Annotated in this window: 10 protein-coding genes, 1 tRNA gene and 1 pseudogene; 6 read left to right on the top strand and 6 right to left on the bottom strand. The window is 44.1% G+C overall.

The annotated features are described in order from the left end of the window. Positions 1-246: 246 nt before the first annotated feature. A complete protein-coding gene (locus tag H6G40_RS01940) occupies positions 247-1671 on the top strand; it encodes an FAD-binding domain-containing protein (RefSeq protein WP_190537179.1) in 1425 nt (474 codons plus the stop codon). Between the two features lie 361 nt (positions 1672-2032). On the opposite strand, the gene H6G40_RS01935 is transcribed toward H6G40_RS01940, so the two are convergent. Then, positions 2033-4678 (bottom strand): efflux RND transporter permease subunit, encoded by a 2646-nt coding sequence (locus H6G40_RS01935; protein WP_069474763.1) that lies wholly within the window; start codon positions 4676-4678, stop codon positions 2033-2035. A gap of 946 nt (positions 4679-5624) precedes the next feature. Between H6G40_RS01935 and H6G40_RS01930 the strand changes: the two genes are divergently transcribed. Both H6G40_RS01930 and H6G40_RS23010 read left to right on the top strand, forming a co-directional pair. After that, entirely contained in the window at positions 5625-6569 is a 945-nt protein-coding gene (locus H6G40_RS01930) for a DUF4351 domain-containing protein (protein WP_069474750.1), read from the top strand. Positions 6570-6729: 160 nt separating this feature from the next. Then, positions 6730-14517 (top strand): Calx-beta domain-containing protein, encoded by a 7788-nt coding sequence (locus H6G40_RS23010; RefSeq protein ID WP_242028697.1) that lies wholly within the window; start codon positions 6730-6732, stop codon positions 14515-14517. 194 nt (positions 14518-14711) lie between these two features. Here the strand turns inward: H6G40_RS23010 and H6G40_RS01915 are convergent, their stop codons facing one another. Then, a complete protein-coding gene (locus H6G40_RS01915) occupies positions 14712-15047 on the bottom strand; it encodes a hypothetical protein (protein WP_042791009.1) in 336 nt (111 codons plus the stop codon). Positions 15048-15181: 134 nt separating this feature from the next. Here H6G40_RS01915 and H6G40_RS01910 point away from each other — a divergent pair. Further along, positions 15182-15252, top strand: a tRNA-Cys gene (locus tag H6G40_RS01910). A 49-nt stretch (positions 15253-15301) separates the two neighbouring features. On the opposite strand, the gene mtnB is transcribed toward H6G40_RS01910, so the two are convergent. Next, positions 15302-15919: a methylthioribulose 1-phosphate dehydratase gene (gene mtnB / locus H6G40_RS01905; RefSeq protein WP_002738720.1), complete on the bottom strand. Its 618-nt coding sequence runs from the start codon at positions 15917-15919 to the stop codon at positions 15302-15304. Positions 15920-16159: 240 nt separating this feature from the next. On the opposite strand from mtnB, the gene H6G40_RS01900 reads away from it, so the two are divergent. Next, complete coding sequence (locus H6G40_RS01900; protein WP_002738992.1) at positions 16160-16540, top strand: hypothetical protein; 381 nt, start codon at positions 16160-16162, stop codon at positions 16538-16540. Between the two features lie 10 nt (positions 16541-16550). Here the strand turns inward: H6G40_RS01900 and H6G40_RS23005 are convergent, their stop codons facing one another. From H6G40_RS23005 to H6G40_RS23000, 3 genes and pseudogenes are all read right to left on the bottom strand, one after another. Beyond that, positions 16551-16748, bottom strand: a complete 198-nt coding sequence (locus H6G40_RS23005; RefSeq protein ID WP_223210912.1) for a hypothetical protein — start codon at positions 16746-16748, stop codon at positions 16551-16553. Between the two features lie 147 nt (positions 16749-16895). After that, on the bottom strand, positions 16896-18329 hold the full coding sequence (locus H6G40_RS01895; RefSeq protein WP_002739370.1) for a TM0106 family RecB-like putative nuclease: 1434 nt from the start codon (positions 18327-18329) through the stop codon (positions 16896-16898). 59 nt (positions 18330-18388) lie between these two features. After that, positions 18389-19149, bottom strand: a pseudogene (locus tag H6G40_RS23000) (RNA-guided endonuclease InsQ/TnpB family protein); the annotation flags it as partial. Between the two features lie 463 nt (positions 19150-19612). Here H6G40_RS23000 and H6G40_RS01880 point away from each other — a divergent pair. Continuing rightward, positions 19613-20074: a hypothetical protein gene (locus tag H6G40_RS01880; protein WP_002738355.1), complete on the top strand. Its 462-nt coding sequence runs from the start codon at positions 19613-19615 to the stop codon at positions 20072-20074. Positions 20075-20095 lie beyond the last annotated feature (21 nt).

Raw genomic sequence — 20095 nt, 5'->3', positions numbered from 1 at the left:
TTGGGGGGTAGAACCCCCCAAAGGCTTGCATTGAATGATAAAATCGGAAGTAATGACCAACTTTAGAAGATAGTTTCCCTTTAAAAATCCCAACTCAGTAGATTTACAAAAATGAGATGCACCCAATTAGACAATTATTCTTGATCCACTGTCCTATAATGACAGAAAGAGTATTTTTGACTTGAATTTGTTCTTAACTGTACCCTAATAATCTCGCCCCTGATAATCTTCTCATCACCTTACTTTATGTCAAACCTAATCCTTTTCTGGCATCGTCGCGATTTACGTCTCTCGGATAATATTGGACTGAGTAAAGCTAGGGAGCGTAGTCCGAAAATCATCGGGGTTTTCTGCCTCGATCCTGCTATTTTAGAAGGGGATGATATCGCCCCTGCTAGAGTTGCCTATCTGCTCGGTTGTCTAGAGGAATTAGAAAAAAATTATCGCCAAAAAGGTAGTCAATTAGTGATTATTCGCGGCAACCCCAGTCAAACACTCGTCAACTTAGCCGGCAATTTATCGGCAAAAGCAGTTTTTTTTAACCTCGATATCGAACCCTACGCGCGTCAACGGGATCAACAGGTAATCGCCGCTTTACAAACAAAAGGAATTGAAGTAGAAACATTCTGGGATCAACTTCTCCACGCTCCAGGACAAGTCCTCACCCTCTCAAAAAGCCCCTACACCGTATATACTCCTTTTTGGAAAAATTGGAGCCAATTAGCCAAAGCCCGCCCCAAAACCCTAGAAAACCTGCAAGGATTAGACGAAAATGAGGGGGAGAAACTCACAGAAACTATTAATTTACCAACCCTAGAAAATTTAGGTTTTACCTGGCAAAACCCCTTACCCCTCACCCCCGGAGAAAAAGCCGCCGATAGCAGATTAGAAGAATTTTGTCAAGGGGTTATTAACAATTATCAAGAAGATCGTAACTTCCCCGCTTTCGATGGCACCTCGCGCTTGAGTGCTGCTTTAAAATTTGGGGCGATTGGCATTCGCACGATTTGGACGGCAACCCTAGAGTTATTAGAAAATTGCCGGGCCCAGGAAGCAAAAAATAGTATTATCACTTGGCAGCAAGAGTTAGCTTGGCGGGAATTTTACCAGCATTGTCTCTATTTTTTCCCAGAATTGGCGGTCGGTGCTTATAGAAAAGAATTTCGTCATTTTCCTTGGCAGGATAACGAAGAACATTTTCAAGCTTGGTGCCAGGGAAAAACCGGCTATCCGATCGTTGATGCGGCGATGCGACAATTAAATGAAACGGGATGGATGCACAATCGTTGTCGCATGATTGTGGCGAGTTTTTTAACCAAAGATTTAATTATTAACTGGCAAAAAGGCGAAAAATACTTCATGCAGAAACTTTTTGATGGCGATTTAGCCGCTAATAATGGTGGTTGGCAGTGGAGTGCCTCTAGTGGCATGGATCCGAAACCTTTAAGAATTTTTAACCCCGCTAGTCAGACACAAAAATTCGATCCGGAAGGGGAATATATTCGTCAATGGCTGCCGGAATTAGCTTCCGTAGATACGGAATATTTAGTAACTGGGAAAATCCCCCGTTTAGAAAGACATCGTTGCGGTTATCCTGAGCCAATTGTCGATCATAATCAACAACAAAAAGAATTCAAACGACTCTATAGTAATCAGAAGCCAAAACAATAACTAGGGTTTGTGGCAAAAAGTTTTTAGTGGGGACAGGGTGACAGGGTAACCATAAGGGTGCATCTCATTTTTGTAAATCTACTAATTTGGGATTTTTCAGGGGAAACTTTCTCCTAAAATTGGGGGTTACTTTCGGTTTTATTACTCAATCCAAGCTTTTGGGGGGTTCTACCCCCCAAACCCCCCGTTGGGGGCGTGGCGCCGCCCCCAAACCCCCCGCGCATTAGCTTTTCGGTGGGATGCTTACACGCGATTGTTCATATTTTTATACTAATTTAAGAGTCACTGATAATTGCTGATTGTCGGTATTTCTGCAAATGTGGGATGCACCCAACCCTAACTAAAGCGACGGTAAAACTAGCTACTTTTGACCGGCTTTAATCTGGTTCCAAACATCCTCTAAACTTAGATATAACACAGGCACAACAATTAAACTCAACAGGGAAGAAGTGACTAAACCTCCCACAATTACCATCGCCATGGGTTGTCGCAATTCCGCACCGGTACCCAATCCCAAAGCGATCGGAATCATGCCTAAAATTGTCGAACAAGTGGTCATTAAAATCGGTCTTAACCTAATCATTCCCGTTTCTAAAACCGCTTCCTCCCGACTCCAACCCTGTTGACGCAATTGGTTAGTATAATCCAGCAATAACACAGCGTTTTTATCCAGTAATCCCAAGAGGAAAATAAACCCGATCAGAGAAATCATACTAAACTCACTACCCGTTACCAATAACCCCAACATTGCCCCCACAATCGCTAAAGGTAAACATAAAGCGATGACGATAGTTTCTAGCAGTCTTCTGAATAATAGCCATAAAACTCCTAACATTAAAATTGTCGCTAGGATTAAAGTGCGACCAAAACTGCCCAAAACATCGCTACTTTGAGAAGAAGTACCCCAACGCTGTAAAGTTATCCCTTCCGGTAAAGGAATCCCTTCAATTTTAATCGCCGCATCTTCTAATCCTAAATCGGGACTAAGATTAGCACTGAGAAAAATCGCCTGTTGACCATTTAAACGCTCGATCGCCAAAAAATCCCCCCGCTCATTTAATCTAGATGATAGGGAAATATCCTTTAAACCGGCGATTTTAGCAGCCTCAACCCGCAATTTCTCGGCACTATCGCGCAATAGCTTGAAATCATCGCTTTTAATCGCAATTTGGATCGGCTTTTCCGCTTCCGTCTGCACAAAAGGAATGTCCTCGACACTGACATTCACCCCTCTAATTGGCGGTAAAATTTGCCGAATCCGTTGCTGCACGGCACTGGTGTGAGATTTACGATCGCTCTTCAGTGTAACGTGAATTTTGCCCCGATTCGGCTCACCCCGTAAACCGGCGATCATAAAAGTCGATTCCACTTCCCCATCCTGCAAAATCGGCGCTTCTAATTTGCTGCCATCGCGGATAGTGCGACGCAAAAGAAAACTTTCGGGAGAACTCGCTAACTGAGAAATCCAAGCGAAACTATCGCTAGAACTCTTAGCGGTCGGTTTATTAGGACTAATTTGCGTTATTTTCGGCAAAGGAGAAGTATAAACCAGATTAAACTCGCCGCGATCGAGTCGGGGAATAAATCCCCTAGAAATAAAAGGAATCAGGGCAATACCCGCCAAAAAGGTAATTAGGGCAATAGCAATGACCAGCAAACGATGACGTAATGACCAGTTTAAGAGCCGTCGATAGGCGTTTTCAATCGGTCGCTTTTGTTTCGTCATTTTTGCCCGTGACTGCGGTTTCAGCCAATATACTGCCAAAACGGGCGATAAAGTTCGGGCGACCAACAGGGAAAAAATCACCGCAGCCGAGACAGTTAAACCGAAGGGTTGGAAAAACTGCCCCACCGCACCCCCCATAAAAGCCACGGGTATGAACACGGCAACAATGGTTAAAGTGGAGGCGGTGACAGCTAATCCGATCTCCCTTGTCCCCTTGAGTGCCGCATTTTTCGGGGTTTCCCCCGCATCGATTAAACGGGAAATATTCTCCACATCAACAATCGCATCATCCACGACAATGCCAATCACTAAAGCGAGAGCCAGCAGCGTCAGGGTTTCCAGATTAAACCCATAGATGGCCATGATAATGAAAGTCCCCAAAAGAGATAGGGGGATAACCAGAGCAGAAATGACCGTAGCGGCGAAACTGCCTAAAAATATCAAGATCACCAGCACCGACAGCAAAACTGCCAAAAGTAAATCATCGATCGTGCCTTGTAGGGCAGCGCGAATATATTCCGCTTGGGTTTCAGCTAAAATTATCTTGACATCGGGCAGTTTTTGTGCTATGTCTTTAACCAGTTTTTCTGCTTGAGCGGCCAGATCGAGACTATTGGCGGCACCTTTTTTGATTACCTGCACTGCGATTGCTTCTTGGCCATTAAAGCGTACCAGCGTGGGTAATGGTCGGGTTAAGCTTTTATGGGGATTATCTTCCCTAACTGTACCTTGACCGAGTAAATTAACTTTAGCCGTACCTGGGAGAGCTTTTAAGGGCGGAATTAAATTATCTTGGGCGATTTGGCTTAATTCTTCTAGATTTTTCTGCTCACTCACCAGCGCATAGGTGACTGTTGCCGACTCATTTAAATCAACGGGGATAACTTCTGTGGTAGCTTGAGGGGGTAAAGGGACTTGCGAGATAGCCTGTTTAACTGCTGCGGTGGCCTTGTCTAAATTTGTGCCAATTTTAAAGAAAACGCTGATTACTGACTGTCCGGGGGCAGTAGTCGAAGAAATATCACGACGACCGGGGAGAGAGAAAAGAGGATTTTCTAGGGGTTTAGTTAATTGCTGTTCCGTGGTGATAGCAGTAGCTAAATCCGCTTGAGCGTTAATTATTACGACTGGAAAGCTGATATCGGGGAAAAGAGCGTATTTTAGGGAACTAAAAGCCAAAATTCCCGCCATAGCCACCGCTAACCAGAAAGCAATGGTTAACCTCGGGGCATTAATCGCTATTCGAGAGATATTCAGACGTTCTCGCCACGATTCTTTCATGTTTGTTGAATAAGTGGGGTATGGGGTGTGGGGTGTAGGGTGTAGGGTGTGGGGTGTGGGGAGAATAAATAAAATAATCTCCTGACTTCTGACTCCTGACTCGGAGACTCCTAACCCCATGGTAGATGTTGGATTTTTGCAGAAGTTCTATTTTCTGACAAAGATAAGCAAAAATTATTTATTGACTGCAAAAACTTGAGAATATTTAAATTAACATTTCGCAATATTTATAAATTCTTAAAAATTAATTGAGAAAGATTTTTATTTAACAACGACGTTATCATGGTTACAGCGATTTGATAGAATTTCATAATGGGCTATTCTGTGCTTTTTTGGGCAGCAATGGTTAAAACCCTTGCCACACCTAGAAGATGATTCTAATTAAGACGGGTAAATCAGTCAATTTCGCCCACAACGATGATCTTTTTTTTGTGTAGTTTTATTGCAAAAAAAAAGTTTTTTTGACAAAAAGCACAAAGTATGATACGGGACAAGGGAGCGGGGAATTATGAATTATCAATTGGGGAGAAGGGAGAGAGGAAAGGGGAATTATGAATTATCAATTGGGGAGAGTGATTGCCTTTATTTAGAAAACGGGTTTCTTCGAGAAAATATTTAGAAAACGGGTTTCTTCGAGAAACCCGTTTTCTTGTAATAAATGTTAATTTTTGTGATAGCAACCTTGAAAAATTGGGGATTGTTGGCCTAAAACTGTTAGCAGTAAACCTTTGCAGTTAATGTCATGACTTCTACGCTGTTGCCGATTTTTCCTGCTGTTTACGATAGTTTGTTCGATTTTGCTCAATCTGATGGATTTTGGGCGAATTTGGCAATCGCTGTCGGTTAAGGGGGTGAGGTCATAACAATCCGTTGCCAAAACCGACTTTTCAGAATACAATCGAGAAGAGTAGTCATTCATCGCTCAGATTAGTTAAGATGATATTACATGACTAATAATATTGACCATGACCGCTTATTTAAGGAGTTAATCTCCACCTTTTTTGTCGAATTTATTGAGTTATTTTTTCCTCAATTGATAGATTATTTAGATAGGGAATCGATTACTTTTTTAGACAAAGAAGTATTCACCGATGTCACGGAAGGAGAAAGGTATGAAAGCGATTTAGTCGCACAAGTTAAGTTTCGAGGAAAAGAATCTTTTTTTCTGATTCATCTGGAGGCGCAGGAAAGTTCCCGAAAGTGGTTTAACCGGCGAATGTTTACTTATTTTGCTCGCTTTCATGAGAAATTTGTCTTACCGATTTATCCGATTGTAATTTTTTCTTATTCAAAGCCAAAAAGAGCAGCGATTAGTCAATATGTAGTCGATTTTCCTGATTTAAAAGTCTTAGAATTTAACTATCAGGTAGTGCAGTTAAATCGATTAAATTGGCGAGATTTTCTTAATCAACCGAATCCAGTTGCTTCAGCTTTGATGGCGAAGATGAACATTGCCGAGAAAGAGCGAGCCAAGGTAAAAGCGGAATGTCTGCGCTTGTTAATTACTTTAAAGTTAAATCCTGCAAAAATGCAATTAATTTCCGGATTTATTGATACATATATCAATCTAAATCCTGCCGAAGAGATACAATTTCAACAAGAGATTAGCACATTTAGTCAACCCGTACAGGAGGGAGTTATGCAAATTACCACCAGTTGGATGCGTCAAGGTATTGAACAAGGTATCGAACAAGGTATTGAACAAGGTATTGAACGGGAAAAGACATTGATTCTTCGTCAAATTAAACGCAAGTTAGGGGAGATTAATCCTTCATTGGAAACTAAAATCATGCAGTTAAGTATTGATGATGTTGAAGTATTAGGAGAAGCTTTATTCGACTTCTCTACGGTTGAAGATTTAATCAATTGGTTAAATACTTTAACTGCCTAGGTTTGACGTTAGCGATCGCATCTTTGCAACAAATGAGAAAACGGGTTTCTTTGAGAAACCCGTTTTCTTGTAATAAATGTTAATTTTTGTGATAGCACCCTTGAAAAATTGGGGATTGTTGGGCTAAAACTGTTAGCAATAAACCTTTGCAGTTAATGTCATGACTTCTACACTGTTGCCGATTCTTCCTGTTGTTGACGATGTTTTGTTCAATTTCGCTCAATCTGATGGTTTTTGGGTGAATTTAGAAAGTGCTTTTGGCACAAGTTATGATGTGGTTAAAGCGACGCAATTACGACAACAGTGGCAAAGTCGAAATTTTGGTCAAATTCCCCCGATTGAGGTACTCAGTGATGAGGTTTTGGGGACGGCGAATGGTGCATATTCCAGCAGTAAGAATAAGATTTATCTATCAGCATCTTTTTTAAATACAGCTCCGTCAGCAGCGATAATTAATGTAATTTTAGAAGAAATTGGGCATTATGTGGATGCTCAAATCAATCAGACTGATAGTCCGGGAGATGAGGGGGCGATTTTTGCGGCATTAGTGCAGGGTGAGGTGTTATCTCCCACTGTATTAGCGGAATTGAAGACCGAAGATGATCAAGGTTGGCTAGAGGTAAATGGTCAAAACTTGGAGGTAGAGTATAACAACCCAACAGTGAGTTTATCCCTCACCTCACCCAGCACGGTTACAGAAGATGGACCACAAAACCTATTTTATGTATTTAGTCGCACTGGGGATACCACCAATTCCCTAACGGTTAACTTCACCGTCAGTGGAAATGCCACCTTTAACAGCGACTATGTGCAACGGGGAGCCGCCAGTTTTGGCACGACTTCCGGTAGTGTCACTTTTGCCGCAGGTTCTAGTGTGGTTATTCTCAGTTTAGATCCCAGTTCGGATGCCGTCAGTGATGGGAATGAAACGGTAGCACTAACCTTGGCAGCAGGGACGGGATATGCGATAGGTAGTAGTAGTGCGGTGACTGGCACCATTTTGGATAACGATGTGGCGCCGGGGACTGTGGTTAGGGGAAGTATTGCAAATGGATACTATGCGACACGGGATGAGGTTGGTAATACATATGCATTTGCGGCGCTAAAAAGCGATGGCTCTGTTGTCACCTGGGGTTACAATGACTATGGAGGGAACAGCAGTAGTGTGAGCAGCAGACTCACATCCGGTGTCACCCAGATTTTCTCCAATGGTTGGGCATTTGCGGCGCTAAAAAGCGATGGCTCTGTCGTCACCTGGGGTAAGTCGTTCCAAGGAGGGAACAGCAGTAGTGTGAGCAGCAGACTCACATCCGGCGTCACCCAGATTTTCTCCAATGGTGCTGCCTTTGCGGCGCTAAAAAGCGATGGCTCTGTTGTTACCTGGGGTTCCTCTGATGGGGGAGGGAACAGCAGTAGTGTGAGCAGTCAATTGACCAGTGGGGTGGTATCCTTTGCCGACCCATTTAATGACGATCGCCTGGTTCCTTCAACTTTCATCTACCTAGCTGTTTCTCCCACTAGTGTTACAGAAGACGGCACATCTAACCTCATCTACACCTTCAGCCGCACTGGTCCCACTGCTAACACCCTCCTTGTCAACTACACCATTGGGGGTACAGCAACTAATGGTATTGACTATAACAATATTGGCACAAGCGTTACTTTTTCTGCTGGGTCATCCACCGCTACAGTTACAGTTGACCCCACTGGCGACACCACACCAGAAGACCATGAAACCGTATCTCTGACCTTAGCTTCTGGAACAGGTTACACCATCGGCACCACCACTGCGGTAACAGGCACTATTTTTGACGATGACACGATTGTTACCCTTGCGGTTTCTCCTGCCAGTGTTACGGAAGACGGCACTACAAATCTGGTTTATACCTTTACTCGCAATGGATTCACAAGTAATGCCCTAACAGTAAACTACACCATTGGGGGGACGGCAATCAATGGCAATGATTACAGTAGCATTGGCTCAAGCGTCACCTTTGCTGCTGGGTCATCCACCGCTACCGTTACAGTTGACCCCACTGCTGACACCATAGGGGAAGCGGATGAAACTGTCACCTTAGCTTTAGCATCAGGAACAGGTTACACCGTTGGCACATCAGGTGCAGTCACAGGAACAATTACCAATGATGACCTCCCAACCATCACCCTGGCTGTTTCTTCCACCAGTGTTACAGAAGACGGCACATCGAACCTCATCTACACCTTCACCCGCACTGGTTCCACCACTAACACCCTCACGGTAAACTACACTATTGGAGGAACTGCAACCAACGGTAGTGACTACAATAATATTGGCACAAGCGTCACCTTTGCCGCTGGGTCATCCACCGCTACCGTCACAGTTGACCCCACTGGCGACACCACACCAGAAGACCATGAAACCGTATCTCTGACCTTAGCTGCTGGTACTGGATACAACATTGGCACCACCACTGCGGTAACAGGCACCATTCTTGATAATGACACGATTGTTACCCTTGCGGTTGCTCCTGCCAGTGTTACGGAAGACGGGACTACAAATCTGGTTTATACCTTTACTCGCAATGGATTCACCAGTAATGCCTTAACAGTTAACTACTTCATTGGGGGGACGGCAATCAATGGCAATGATTACAGTAGCATTGGCTCAAGCGTCACCTTTGCTGCTGGTTCATCCACCGCTACAGTTACAGTTGACCCCGCTGCTGACAACACCTTAGAAGCTGATGAAACTGTTATTTTAAGTCTGGCATCAGGAACAGGTTACACCATCGGTACGACGACCTCGGTTACGGGAACTATTGTCAACGATGATACCAGTGTCACCCTAGCGGTTTCTCCCTCCACTGTCACCGAAGACGGCACCGCCAACCTGGTTTATACTTTCACCCGCACCGGAGCCATCAGCAATGCACTCACCGTCAACTATGCTGTTGGCGGTACTGCCACCTTCAATAGCGACTACACCCAAACTGGCGCGACAGCCTACACAACGACGACAGGAACCGTCACCTTTGCGGCGGGCGCAAGCACAGCTACGATCGCCATTGACCCCACGAATGATGCTGAAGTAGAAAGCGATGAAACTGTTGCCTTAACCCTCGTTTCAGGGACAGGCTATTTGATCGCCACCACTAGCGCCGTCACAGGCACGATTCTTAACAACGACGCACCTACAAACCTCATCCTCGCTAACCTGAACATTCTTGAAGATCAACCAGTGGGTACAGTGGTCAGTGAACTGATCAGTACCGATCCCGACACTGGCAATACCTTCACCTATAGCCTAGTCGCAGGGACGGGAAGCACCGACAACAACGCCTTCACCATTACCAATAACCAACTCAAAACCAACGCAATCTTTGATTTTGAAACCAAGAAAACATACAACATCCGCCTTCGCACCACCGACCAGGGCGGTTTGAGTTTTGATAAAGCCTTCACCATTGGCGTAGTCTCATCTGCGACGCCGACCCAAATCGTCACCACTCTGCAAGACATCACCAGCAGTACAGACGGATTTTTATCCCTACGAGAGGCTATTGCCCAAGCCAATACCGCTAACATCAATGTAGCCATCTTGTTGGGAGAGGGACGCTACACACTCGCCACCGCCGATGACCTTGACATTCAGCTTCAAGGCAAAACCCTAAGGATTCAAGGACAAGGCAAGGATCTAACTATTCTTGATGGTAACAGCTTGGATCGTTTCTTTGAAATTCATAGCGGTGCCTCTCTTATTCTTTCGGGAGTAACGATCATCAATGGACGATCAACCTCTGGAGGAGCCATCTACAACAGCGGCAACCTGAGAATCCATAATAGCAAGATTGAAAATAGTCAAGCCTTGGGTATTGACGGCGTTAATGGCACAAGGGGCAGTGATGCACGAAGTGGTAATGGGACGCGCCAAGGAGGGTATGGAAGTAATGGTGGCAATGGAGGTGATGTTGCGGGTGGTGCAATCTACAACAGTGGCTCCATGACAATTACCGACAGCACCATCGGTAATAACCAAGCGAAAGGCGGTCGTGGCGGTTTTGGGGGCAGTGGCGGCAGTGGAAGTTGGGCCGCTGGTGTCGGCAACTTTGTCGGCGGTCGCGGGGGTGATGGGGGTGATGGCGGTGATGGCGGTGATGCACGGGGTGGTGGCATCTTCAATGCTGGTCAGGCATCGCTCACCAATGTAGTCGTTGGCAGCCATTCCGTCACCGATGGAACGGGCGGCTCTGCTGGTTCAGGAGGCTCAGGTGGGCGCAATGCCAGTGGCTCTTTTGCAGCCCGTGGTAATCCAGGAACAGCGGGTATAGGTGGCGTTGCTTTAGGGGAGTTTATCTACAATTCCGGTGCAATCCTCAGCAATCAAACACTGAACGGGATTTTCAATGAGGGGGGATCGGTTGAAGTCGGCAATAACTGGGCTGTTACCCTCGCTGTATCCCCTTCCTCTGTCACTGAAGATGGTGTAACCAACCTCGTTTACACCTTTTCCCGCAGAGGAGGGCTGTCAACGCCTCTAACCGTCAACTACAGCGTTGGTGGTACAGCTACACTCAACACTGACTACACCCAAACCGGAGCCGCAACTTATACCGCGACGGCTGGCACTGTTACCTTTGCGGCGGGTTCAAGTACAGCGACCGTAACGATTGACCCCACCGCCGATAGCACAATTGAAGCCAATGAAACCGTAGTTCTCACCTTGGCACTGGGTACAGGATACGACATCGGTACCACAAGCGCTGTAGCGGGGGCGATCGCGGATGACGATTCTACCGTTACCTTGGCGGTCTCTCCCGGCAATGTCCAAGAAGACGGTACACCCAATCTCATCTATACCTTCACTCGATCGGGCAATACAAGCGAGGCCTTAACAGTCAATTACACAGTTGGCGGTACGGCTACTTTTAATACGGATTACAGCCAAACCGGAGGGACGAGTTTTTCCGCCACCTCTGGGACAATGACCTTTGCTGCTGGTTCTAGTACAGCCACTCTCACAATTGATCCTACCGTAGATACCACTGTAGAGCCAGATGAAACTGTTGCCCTTACCTTGACATCTGGTTCCTATAAAATTGGAACGACGAACGCGGTATCAGGAACAATTATCAATGACGATGCCAGTGTCAGCCTGGCTGTTTCTCCTAGCAGTCTTCAAGAAGATGGCACCCAGAACCTCATTTACACCTTCACTCGTACTGGTGTAACCACTAATTCCTTAACCGTCAATTACACCATCGGAGGGACAGCTACTTTAAATACCGACTACACTCGTACAGGGACTACCAATACAGTCACCTTTGCTGCTGGTTCATCCACTGCTACCGTCACAATAGACCCCACTGCTGACACAATAGTTGAACCCGATGAAACTGTTATTTTAACCCTCGCTGCGGGGACAGGATATGCAGTAGGTACGACTACTCCAGTTACGGGGACAATTAATGATGATGAACTCCCTAGTATTACTCTTGCAGTTTCCCCCGCAAGTGTCACCGAAGACGGGACAACAAATCTGATTTATACCTTCACCCGTAGTGGATTAACCACTAATTCCTTAACCGTCAATTACACCCTCGGAGGGACAGCTACCCTTAATACCGACTACACTCGTACAGGGACTAACAATACAGTCACCTTCGCTGCTGGTTCATCCACTGCTACCGTCACAATTGACCCCACTCCTGACACAATAGTAGAAAGTAACGAAACCGTCGCTTTAACCCTCGCTGCCGGGACAGGTTATACAGTAGGGACCACCACTCCAGTGACGGGGACAATTACCAACGCTTCTGCAACTGGACAATATGCTTCTAGTGTTATTGCTTTTAGTTCTCAATATTCTTCATCTTCATGGAGTGCAGAACAAGCTTTAGGTCAACCCAATACTTTTAGCTATGGAGATATTTCAACATCATGGGCCCCATCCACACGAAATGGTGATGGAGATGCACAAGCTGATGAATTTATCACCGTTGGTTTTTCTACACCAGTTTATGCTGACGGTATAGAAATTCGCGAAACCTGGGGAAATGGATTTGTCAGAAGCATTGATTTATTAGATAATCAAGGTGTTTATCACTCTATTTGGTCTGGAGTTGATCCTAGTTTACCAGGAAATCCAGTCAATTTTAGAGTCAATTTTCAGCCAACTAATTATCTGGTTGTTGGCGCAAAAATAAACGTTGATATTGATCATGATACTAGGACTTGGGAAGAAATTGATTCAGTTCAATTATTCGGTGTCGGTGATGTTATAAGTAATATCACCCTAGCAGTTGCTCCCGCAAGCGTTACCGAAGACGGGACAACAAATCTGATTTATACCTTCACCCGTAACGGAGTAACCACTAATCCCTTAACCGTCAATTACACCCTGGGAGGGACAGCGACTCTTAATACCGACTACACTCGTACAGGGACTAACAATACAGTCACCTTTGCTGCTAATTCAACCACTGCTACCGTAACAATTGACCCCACTCCTGACACAATAGTAGAAAGTAACGAAACTGTTATTTTAACCCTCGCTGCGGGGACAGGTTATAAAGTAGGTACAACCACTCCAGTTACTGGGACAATCACCAATGATGATTTCTCCAAACTCTCCATCAATAATATCACCGTTGTCGAGGGTAAAGATAATAATGCCATCCTCACCGTCACTGTCAATAACCCCAATCCACAACCAATTAGCGTCAATTATACTACTGCACCCGTTAACGCTACCGCTAATGTAGATTACACTAGCAAAACTGGAACTCTCACCATTGCTGCTAATACTTCTACTGCTACTATTAGCATCCCCATCCTCAATGATAACCTTAATGAAGCAAACGAAACTTTTGCCATTAACCTCAGTAATCCCGTCAATGCAACTCTTACCAATAACAAGGGAATTGTCACCATCAGCGACACCTTAAACGCTAATGTCACCACTACCCTACCTGCTAATGTGGAAAATTTGACCCTAACTGGGACTACAAATATTAACGGGACAGGTAACGCTGCTAACAATATCCTGACGGGTAATAGTGGTAAAAATACCCTTACAGGAAGTGCGGGAAATGATACCCTTAATGGAGGCACAGGAATTGATACCCTCATCGGTGGTTTAGGAAATGACACCTATCAAGTTGATACTACTACCGATACCATTACAGAAAATGCCAACCAAGGTACAGATACTGTTCAATCATCGGTTACTTATACCCTGGGAAATAACTTAGAAAACCTCACGTTAACTGGTACTACAAATATTAACGGAACTGGTAACACCTTAAATAATATTATCACCGGTAATAGTGGTAACAATATCCTTAATGGTGCAACAGGAATTGATACTTTGGTAGGTGGTTTAGGGAATGATACTTATCAAGTTGATACTACTACCGATACGATTACGGAAAATGCCAACCAAGGTACAGATACTGTTCAATCATCGGTTACTTATACCCTCGGTAATAACCTAGAAAACCTCACCCTCACTGGTACTACAAATATTAACGGAACCGGTAACACATTAAATAATGTTATCACCGGTAATAGTGGTAACAATATCCTTAATGGTAGTGATGGGAATGATACCTTGATTGGTGGTACTGGTAACGATACCATAACAGGGGGTGCGGGTGGCGATAAATTCACCTTCAACAACCGCAATGAAGGGATTGATACGATTACTGATTTTCTCTCCAGTCAGGGGGATAAAATTGCTCTCTCTGCTGCGGGTTTTGGCAGTGGTTTAGCCGCAGGAGTTGCGATTACAGCCGCTCAATTTGTGTTAGGAACAACTGCATTAAATGCCAGCAATCGCTTAATTTATAATACAATCACTGGAAGACTATTCTTTGATGGGGACGGGACAGGTACACTAGCAGCTATTCAAATTGCAACTCTTAGTTCTAAACCCACTCTTACCGCCTCTGATATACTTGTATTAGTTTAATCTTAATACAGCTTGTAGGGTGCGTGTTTGCGGTTAAAAAGGTCTGTAAGCGTTTTCAACACCCTAGGAGAGGGGAAAGGGGAATTATGAATTATGAATTATGAATTGGGGAGAAGGGAGAAGGGAGCGGGAAGAAGGGAGAGAAAAAGCTAATAACTGATAACTGTTTACTGATAAATGATCACTGATAACTGCTATTCATACAAAATCTCATCAAAACAAGCTTCTCCCACACTGGATAAAGTCCTAGCGGCAGCCTTATCGGTTTTCGACTTCTGCACGAGGGCGCGGAATTGCTGTAGATTGTAACGAGCTTGGAATTTTTTAATCGTGCAGTCGCATAGATCTTTTGCCACATCAGCAGCTAACCCCTCCCTACGCGCTCTTTGTAAACATTCTTGACGATAACTGTCGAAAGTAGCGGCAGTATTAGAACTTTGGCTAAGGTAAACGGCATTATTAGCCTGTACTGGCAAGCCTAAAGCTAATAAACCGATAAAAGTTAGTAAATATCCTGGATTTCTCATCATAATCGCTTTTTAAAGCCTAAAATACCCCACTAGATTAGAGAACCGCTCCATAAATTATAGATCGATCGCTTGACCCTTGTATTCCACTCTTGGCAAACTGTCATCTGTTATGCTATGATAGACTTCTATTGATCGGCGCCATCGCCAAGTGGTAAGGCAGAGGTCTGCAAAACCTTTACCCCCAGTTCGAATCTGGGTGGCGCCTTGGCAAATATCGGCAATTTTTTTTCTGATTGCCTTGTCTAAATGAAGGTTTAGCAAGGTTTCACTTGATAGGCTGCCACTAGATAGCGAAAAATATACTCGACTATCTCTAAATAATTCTCAGTAGTTTCTAGAGACTCACCCCAAACTGTCACGCCATGGTAAGAAATCAGTAAAGCGGGAATTTCTGGGGGGAAAGTTGAGAATCTACTCTTTATTTCTGCGGCAATTTTCGGCACATCGAGATAGTTAGCAAAAACTGGCATAAATACTTGAGGATTTTCTACCCAAATACCCAAACCTTTCAACATTTCTAAGGGAGGTAACGATAACTTATCCTCGCGAGCAAAACGGGAAACTAAATTCGCTTCCACCGAGTGAACATGATAACAAGCTTGTGCTTCGGGAAAGAGACAATAAATCACCTGATGAATGCTAGTTTCTGCCGAAGGACGATTATCCAGATGAGCTAATTCCCTGACTTTTCCCGTCAGATCCACGCGCACAAAATCCTCTTCTGTGAGTTTACCTTTACTTTTGCCACTGGCAGTAATCCAAAAACTATGATCATCAACTTTAGCGGACAAATTACCTGCCGTGCCAAGCATCCAACCCAGTTGATAAAATCTTCGGGCAGCTGCCACTAGAGATAAACGAGGATCACTCATGGTTTTTAGAGATATGGTGGATAGGGAGTAACTATTATAACAAGTTGAAGCCAGCAGACGACCCACTCCTCAGCATAGCGGGTTGAGGTAGTTTATTCCGGATAATCTCGCTCAAAACTAAAGCCAAGGCAGAATAGAGTGAGGAACCGGTGAGTCAAAAAGAAAATTTAACCGTGGCAATGTGTTGGGAGTGTGTTAGGTTAAAGATAATTGCAGCTTTGATGAATCGAGGGTTGAGCCGTGAATAACAACTTTTTCCGCAGCTATTCTGTCAATGATTCTGGTTTGGGTTGTTTCTTATCTTTGATTTTAGTCGGATTGTTGTTAGGCTCGATCGGACTGGGTTGGTTAGTCAATAGTTTTTTAATTCTCGTGGCATTCCTGATATTTTCCCCTGTGATTGCTTGGGGAATTTTTCGCTGGTGGTTGCGACGCAATTTAGTTGAAGATAGCTGTCCCGTCTGTAGCTACGAATTTACGGGTTTTAATCGCACGGAATGCCAATGTCCTAACTGTGGTGAACCATTAAAAGTGGCAGGGGGTAAGTTTATTATTCTCACCCCTCCCGGTACGATCGATGTACAGGCGATCGAAGTACCTAGCCAACAGTTAGAAGATTAGGGTCAAACCATCACCATCTAGGCACGCGCACCAAACTGAAAGCGGGGGTTCTGAATTTTAACAATAACAGCAGTCCCAGCAGGTGAATTGACCAATGAACGAGAACTAAGCCCCAAATAATTGCAAAAATCAAACTACTAACGGCAAGAGCTTTAAAAATATCATTATCGGTCTTTTGATACCAGAGAAGACTAAGGAAGGAAAGCAGTAGGAGTAGAAGCGGAAAAAGTGGGGAGAACATGGGGATCACCATTGGGTGAGGGGACTGTTTTCACATCCATAGCCTATCATTTTCCCTTGACGGCTACGGGTAGCAGCGGTTACATTCTTCCCTATTTGTCATAAATCTTTAGAATCAAATTAAAAAGTTTACAAGCCAGTCTTTTAGCCTAAAGGTGGCGCGACAATCATCCTCATTGTAACGTAAAATAGCCGCCAATAAAGTCCGATCTCCTGTTTTTAACCACTGGTCATACCACCAAACGCATTGATCCCCGCTTACTCCTCGATCGCGCCATTGAAAGCCAATCCAGTTAGCCAGGGATTTTAAAGAATAACTTTCCACGGGAAAAGTTACCGAGTTAACTACATGATAGTGCAGATCAAAACAGCGAGAAACTAACTGATTAATCAAAGAAGAAGGGGTTTTATAAAGATAACCTAATCGCTTAATTGTTTCCACTTCGTACTCAGAAAAGTGAAAAATTGGTGCTTGATAATCCTGCATGACTAAGGTTAAAAATTCCTGCCAAATCCTGCCTTCATCTTCTGGCTTTTCTGCCAAAAAGGGATAAAATTGCTGGGTATTAACCCGATAATCAACGCGTAAAACCCCCAAAAGATAATCTAAATTCTGTTCTGGTTCCGCTTCGATATCAAAATAAAATTCAATCTCGGCCCTCGGTAGGGGGGACAAATAGGCAGTTTTGCCGTTGCTTTTGCGAAAGGCCCGATTTTCAATAATTGCTTGGGCCTGTAATTGTAACTGATTAGCCACCTCTAACCCCATCCCCTCCCGCGTACGAGTAGGACAGGTAAGTGCCAGGGATTCCATGGTGGAAACCCCCAAAGACTGTAAAAATTGGTAACGACTGGGAGTTACCCCCGGGACTAAAGAAAGATGTTGACTCGCTTGGGCGATACCATAACAGTGACTATACCAATGACATAAACTGCAACGCTGACGCGAGATGAAAACTTCTGGTTCTTGCCGATTAATCACCATTTCGCCGAACTTTTTGATTATTTCCTCTAGTTTAGTTAACCAGAGATTCAATTCCACCCGATAGCGATTATGACGACGTAGGACAATTTCGGCGTAATTGGGAAAAACTCCCTGCATACTGGCTAATAAATAGGCGTAAAAAGTAGCCAGCATCTTATATTCAGGCTTAGGACGGCGACCGAGTTGAATATTGAGGGGATAATAAATCCAATCGCCAAATTTCGACTCTCCTGTCTGTTTAATTAATAAATGGGGGGAACCGGTTAAAGAGACGGGATAGCCGGATTGTAAAAGGACTCCGTGATAAATACAGGGTACCCCCTGACCCATCAAAGCTTCCGTTTCCCTAGCGGCGGCTAAAATATCCGTGCTGGGAGTAGTCAAGGAACAATAATCCGGATAGGAGTCTTGCAGGACTTTTTTAACGTGACTTTGACTCTCCTGACGCAATTTAAGCAAAAAATCTCGCTCAGGGTCTTTTTCTTGGCTATTGCCGTAGAGATTTAAAAACCCACGGCGTTGACAACGTTGGTAGTCTAGAAGTAGATCATCGGTCAGTAGCATTATATACAAGGAGAAAAGTTAAGCTTTCCTGGACCAGTGAGTTGACACTCCCATCGCAATCATGCGAGGGATTCTTGGTTGATTGACTTAAGTTGTCTTGGTAGGAGTTCGGTAAGGCTCACTCGAGCCGTATTACTACCAACCAAGATAGAGCTTAAATCTCCCCAAACTGAGCGCAAGTCGAGGTGCCAGTTTCCAATATGCCCTATCGTAGCTTTTTTGAGTATATTTAATGGCGCCATCTTGTCCCTATCTTCCATATACCCACACAAACAAACATGAGTTCTGACTGATAGAGACTTTTTGACTAAGCGACCACAGTTAAGGCATTCTTGACTTGTATAGGCTAGATTAACTGCAATAGTTAATCGGCGATATTTAATACCAAAATACTCAAGCCATTTTCTTAATGGCGACCAACCTGCGTCATTAATACTCTTGGCTAGTTTTTGATTACGCACAAGGTTTTTGACTTTTAAATCGACCTGAGCTATCAAGTTGTTTGACTGAATTAAACGGAGTGCCAATTTTTTAGCAAACTCTTCTCGCTGCCTACTTACTTTAAAATGTCCCTTGGCGTACTTTTGTCTAGCTTTTTTGTAGTTATTGACTGCTTTTGTCTTCTGTTAAACTTTTTCGACTTTCTTCTATTCAGTTTATTAAGGCGTTTTTCTGATTTTCGATAATACTTAGGAGGCTCTACTGTATTCCCGTTGCTGTCAGCATCAAGATCTTTTAGTCCCACGTCTAAACCTACACATTTTTTAGTAGGCTCTAATTGTGGGGTTATATCTCTAATATCGAGTTTTAGCATTAGCTGGCAGTCGAAATGTGTCGAAGTGCTGTTCTATACTGGTTGGCCTTTCATCCCTCGGTAAAACCCTGTCCATTAGTCACATCTTTCTTAACATTTCAACCCTTTGTACCACAGCGCTTTCAAGATTCGGTTAACAATCTGTAATATTCCTTGTTGACACCCTTACTGACAAAGAAAAAACTGAAATCAAGTCAGGATAAGGGTTGGAGTGCTTACTGACAAAATTGTTAAGAAAGTTATCCATAAGGGATAGGGTAAAACCGAGGGTTCCTTCAAGCCGACATTTTAGGTAAATATTTAGTAAGCAGAAATTAATCATCCCTCTTCGGTCTTAATCTTAAGTAACAGTGAAAAGTTCTAGCGGATTGGGTTAAGATCGAGACGTAACCCGAAAAAAATTGCAACAGGAATCGGTGGAAACCCCTCCGGTGGGTTATTAACGAAAATTTTTTTACTGGCAATCCCTATGAACTATCATCCGCCCTCACAGCCCCTGCCCGCCCCCTGTATTATTGACTCTGGCGTGGTCATCGCTAAAGAAGATATGCGTCGTCTCCTCGATGATATCGGACGAGTTCGCTACATCCATAGTCTCGAAGGGGTGATTCAGAGTGAAGGAGAGGGATGGATAGTGGAAGTTTTCGCCGATTATCAGCAAAGCACCCTAGTTGCTAACTACAGTCTTTATCTGAATACCTATAGCTTCGATTATCTGCGTCTAACCCGCTCTCCCGACGGTGAAACCTATTTTGATCTGGTTCAAGACAATCGGCAATTACGGCTAATTCCCCTGAGTAATCCACTGCAAGATCCCGATATGAAAGCCCGTCTCAATGCCGATACCCTTGAAGCTATGGTTACTCAGGTTCTTTCTGCTAAGTGGGATGTGCAGTTTGAAGACGAAGACGACAACGATTGCCCCTTTTAGGCAGCGAGCAAAAATACTGAT

This window comes from Microcystis viridis FACHB-1342 (assembly GCF_014698335.1).
In the GTDB taxonomy this organism is placed as follows: domain Bacteria; phylum Cyanobacteriota; class Cyanobacteriia; order Cyanobacteriales; family Microcystaceae; genus Microcystis; species Microcystis ichthyoblabe_A.
This window is presented reverse-complemented; position numbering and strand designations above follow the sequence as displayed.

Excerpts from the sequence above, each read along its gene's own strand:
- H6G40_RS01940 (WP_190537179.1), top strand. The coding sequence starts at position 247 with ATGTCAAACCTAATCCTTTTCTGGCATCGTCGCGATTTACGTCTCTCG.
- H6G40_RS01935 (WP_069474763.1), bottom strand. The coding sequence starts at position 4,678 with ATGAAAGAATCGTGGCGAGAACGTCTGAATATCTCTCGAATAGCGATT.
- H6G40_RS01930 (WP_069474750.1), top strand. The coding sequence starts at position 5,625 with ATGACTAATAATATTGACCATGACCGCTTATTTAAGGAGTTAATCTCC.
- H6G40_RS23010 (WP_242028697.1), top strand. The coding sequence starts at position 6,730 with ATGACTTCTACACTGTTGCCGATTCTTCCTGTTGTTGACGATGTTTTG.
- H6G40_RS01915 (WP_042791009.1), bottom strand. The coding sequence starts at position 15,047 with ATGATGAGAAATCCAGGATATTTACTAACTTTTATCGGTTTATTAGCT.
- mtnB (WP_002738720.1), bottom strand. The coding sequence starts at position 15,919 with ATGAGTGATCCTCGTTTATCTCTAGTGGCAGCTGCCCGAAGATTTTAT.
- H6G40_RS01895 (WP_002739370.1), bottom strand. The coding sequence starts at position 18,329 with ATGCTACTGACCGATGATCTACTTCTAGACTACCAACGTTGTCAACGC.
- H6G40_RS01880 (WP_002738355.1), top strand. The coding sequence starts at position 19,613 with ATGAACTATCATCCGCCCTCACAGCCCCTGCCCGCCCCCTGTATTATT.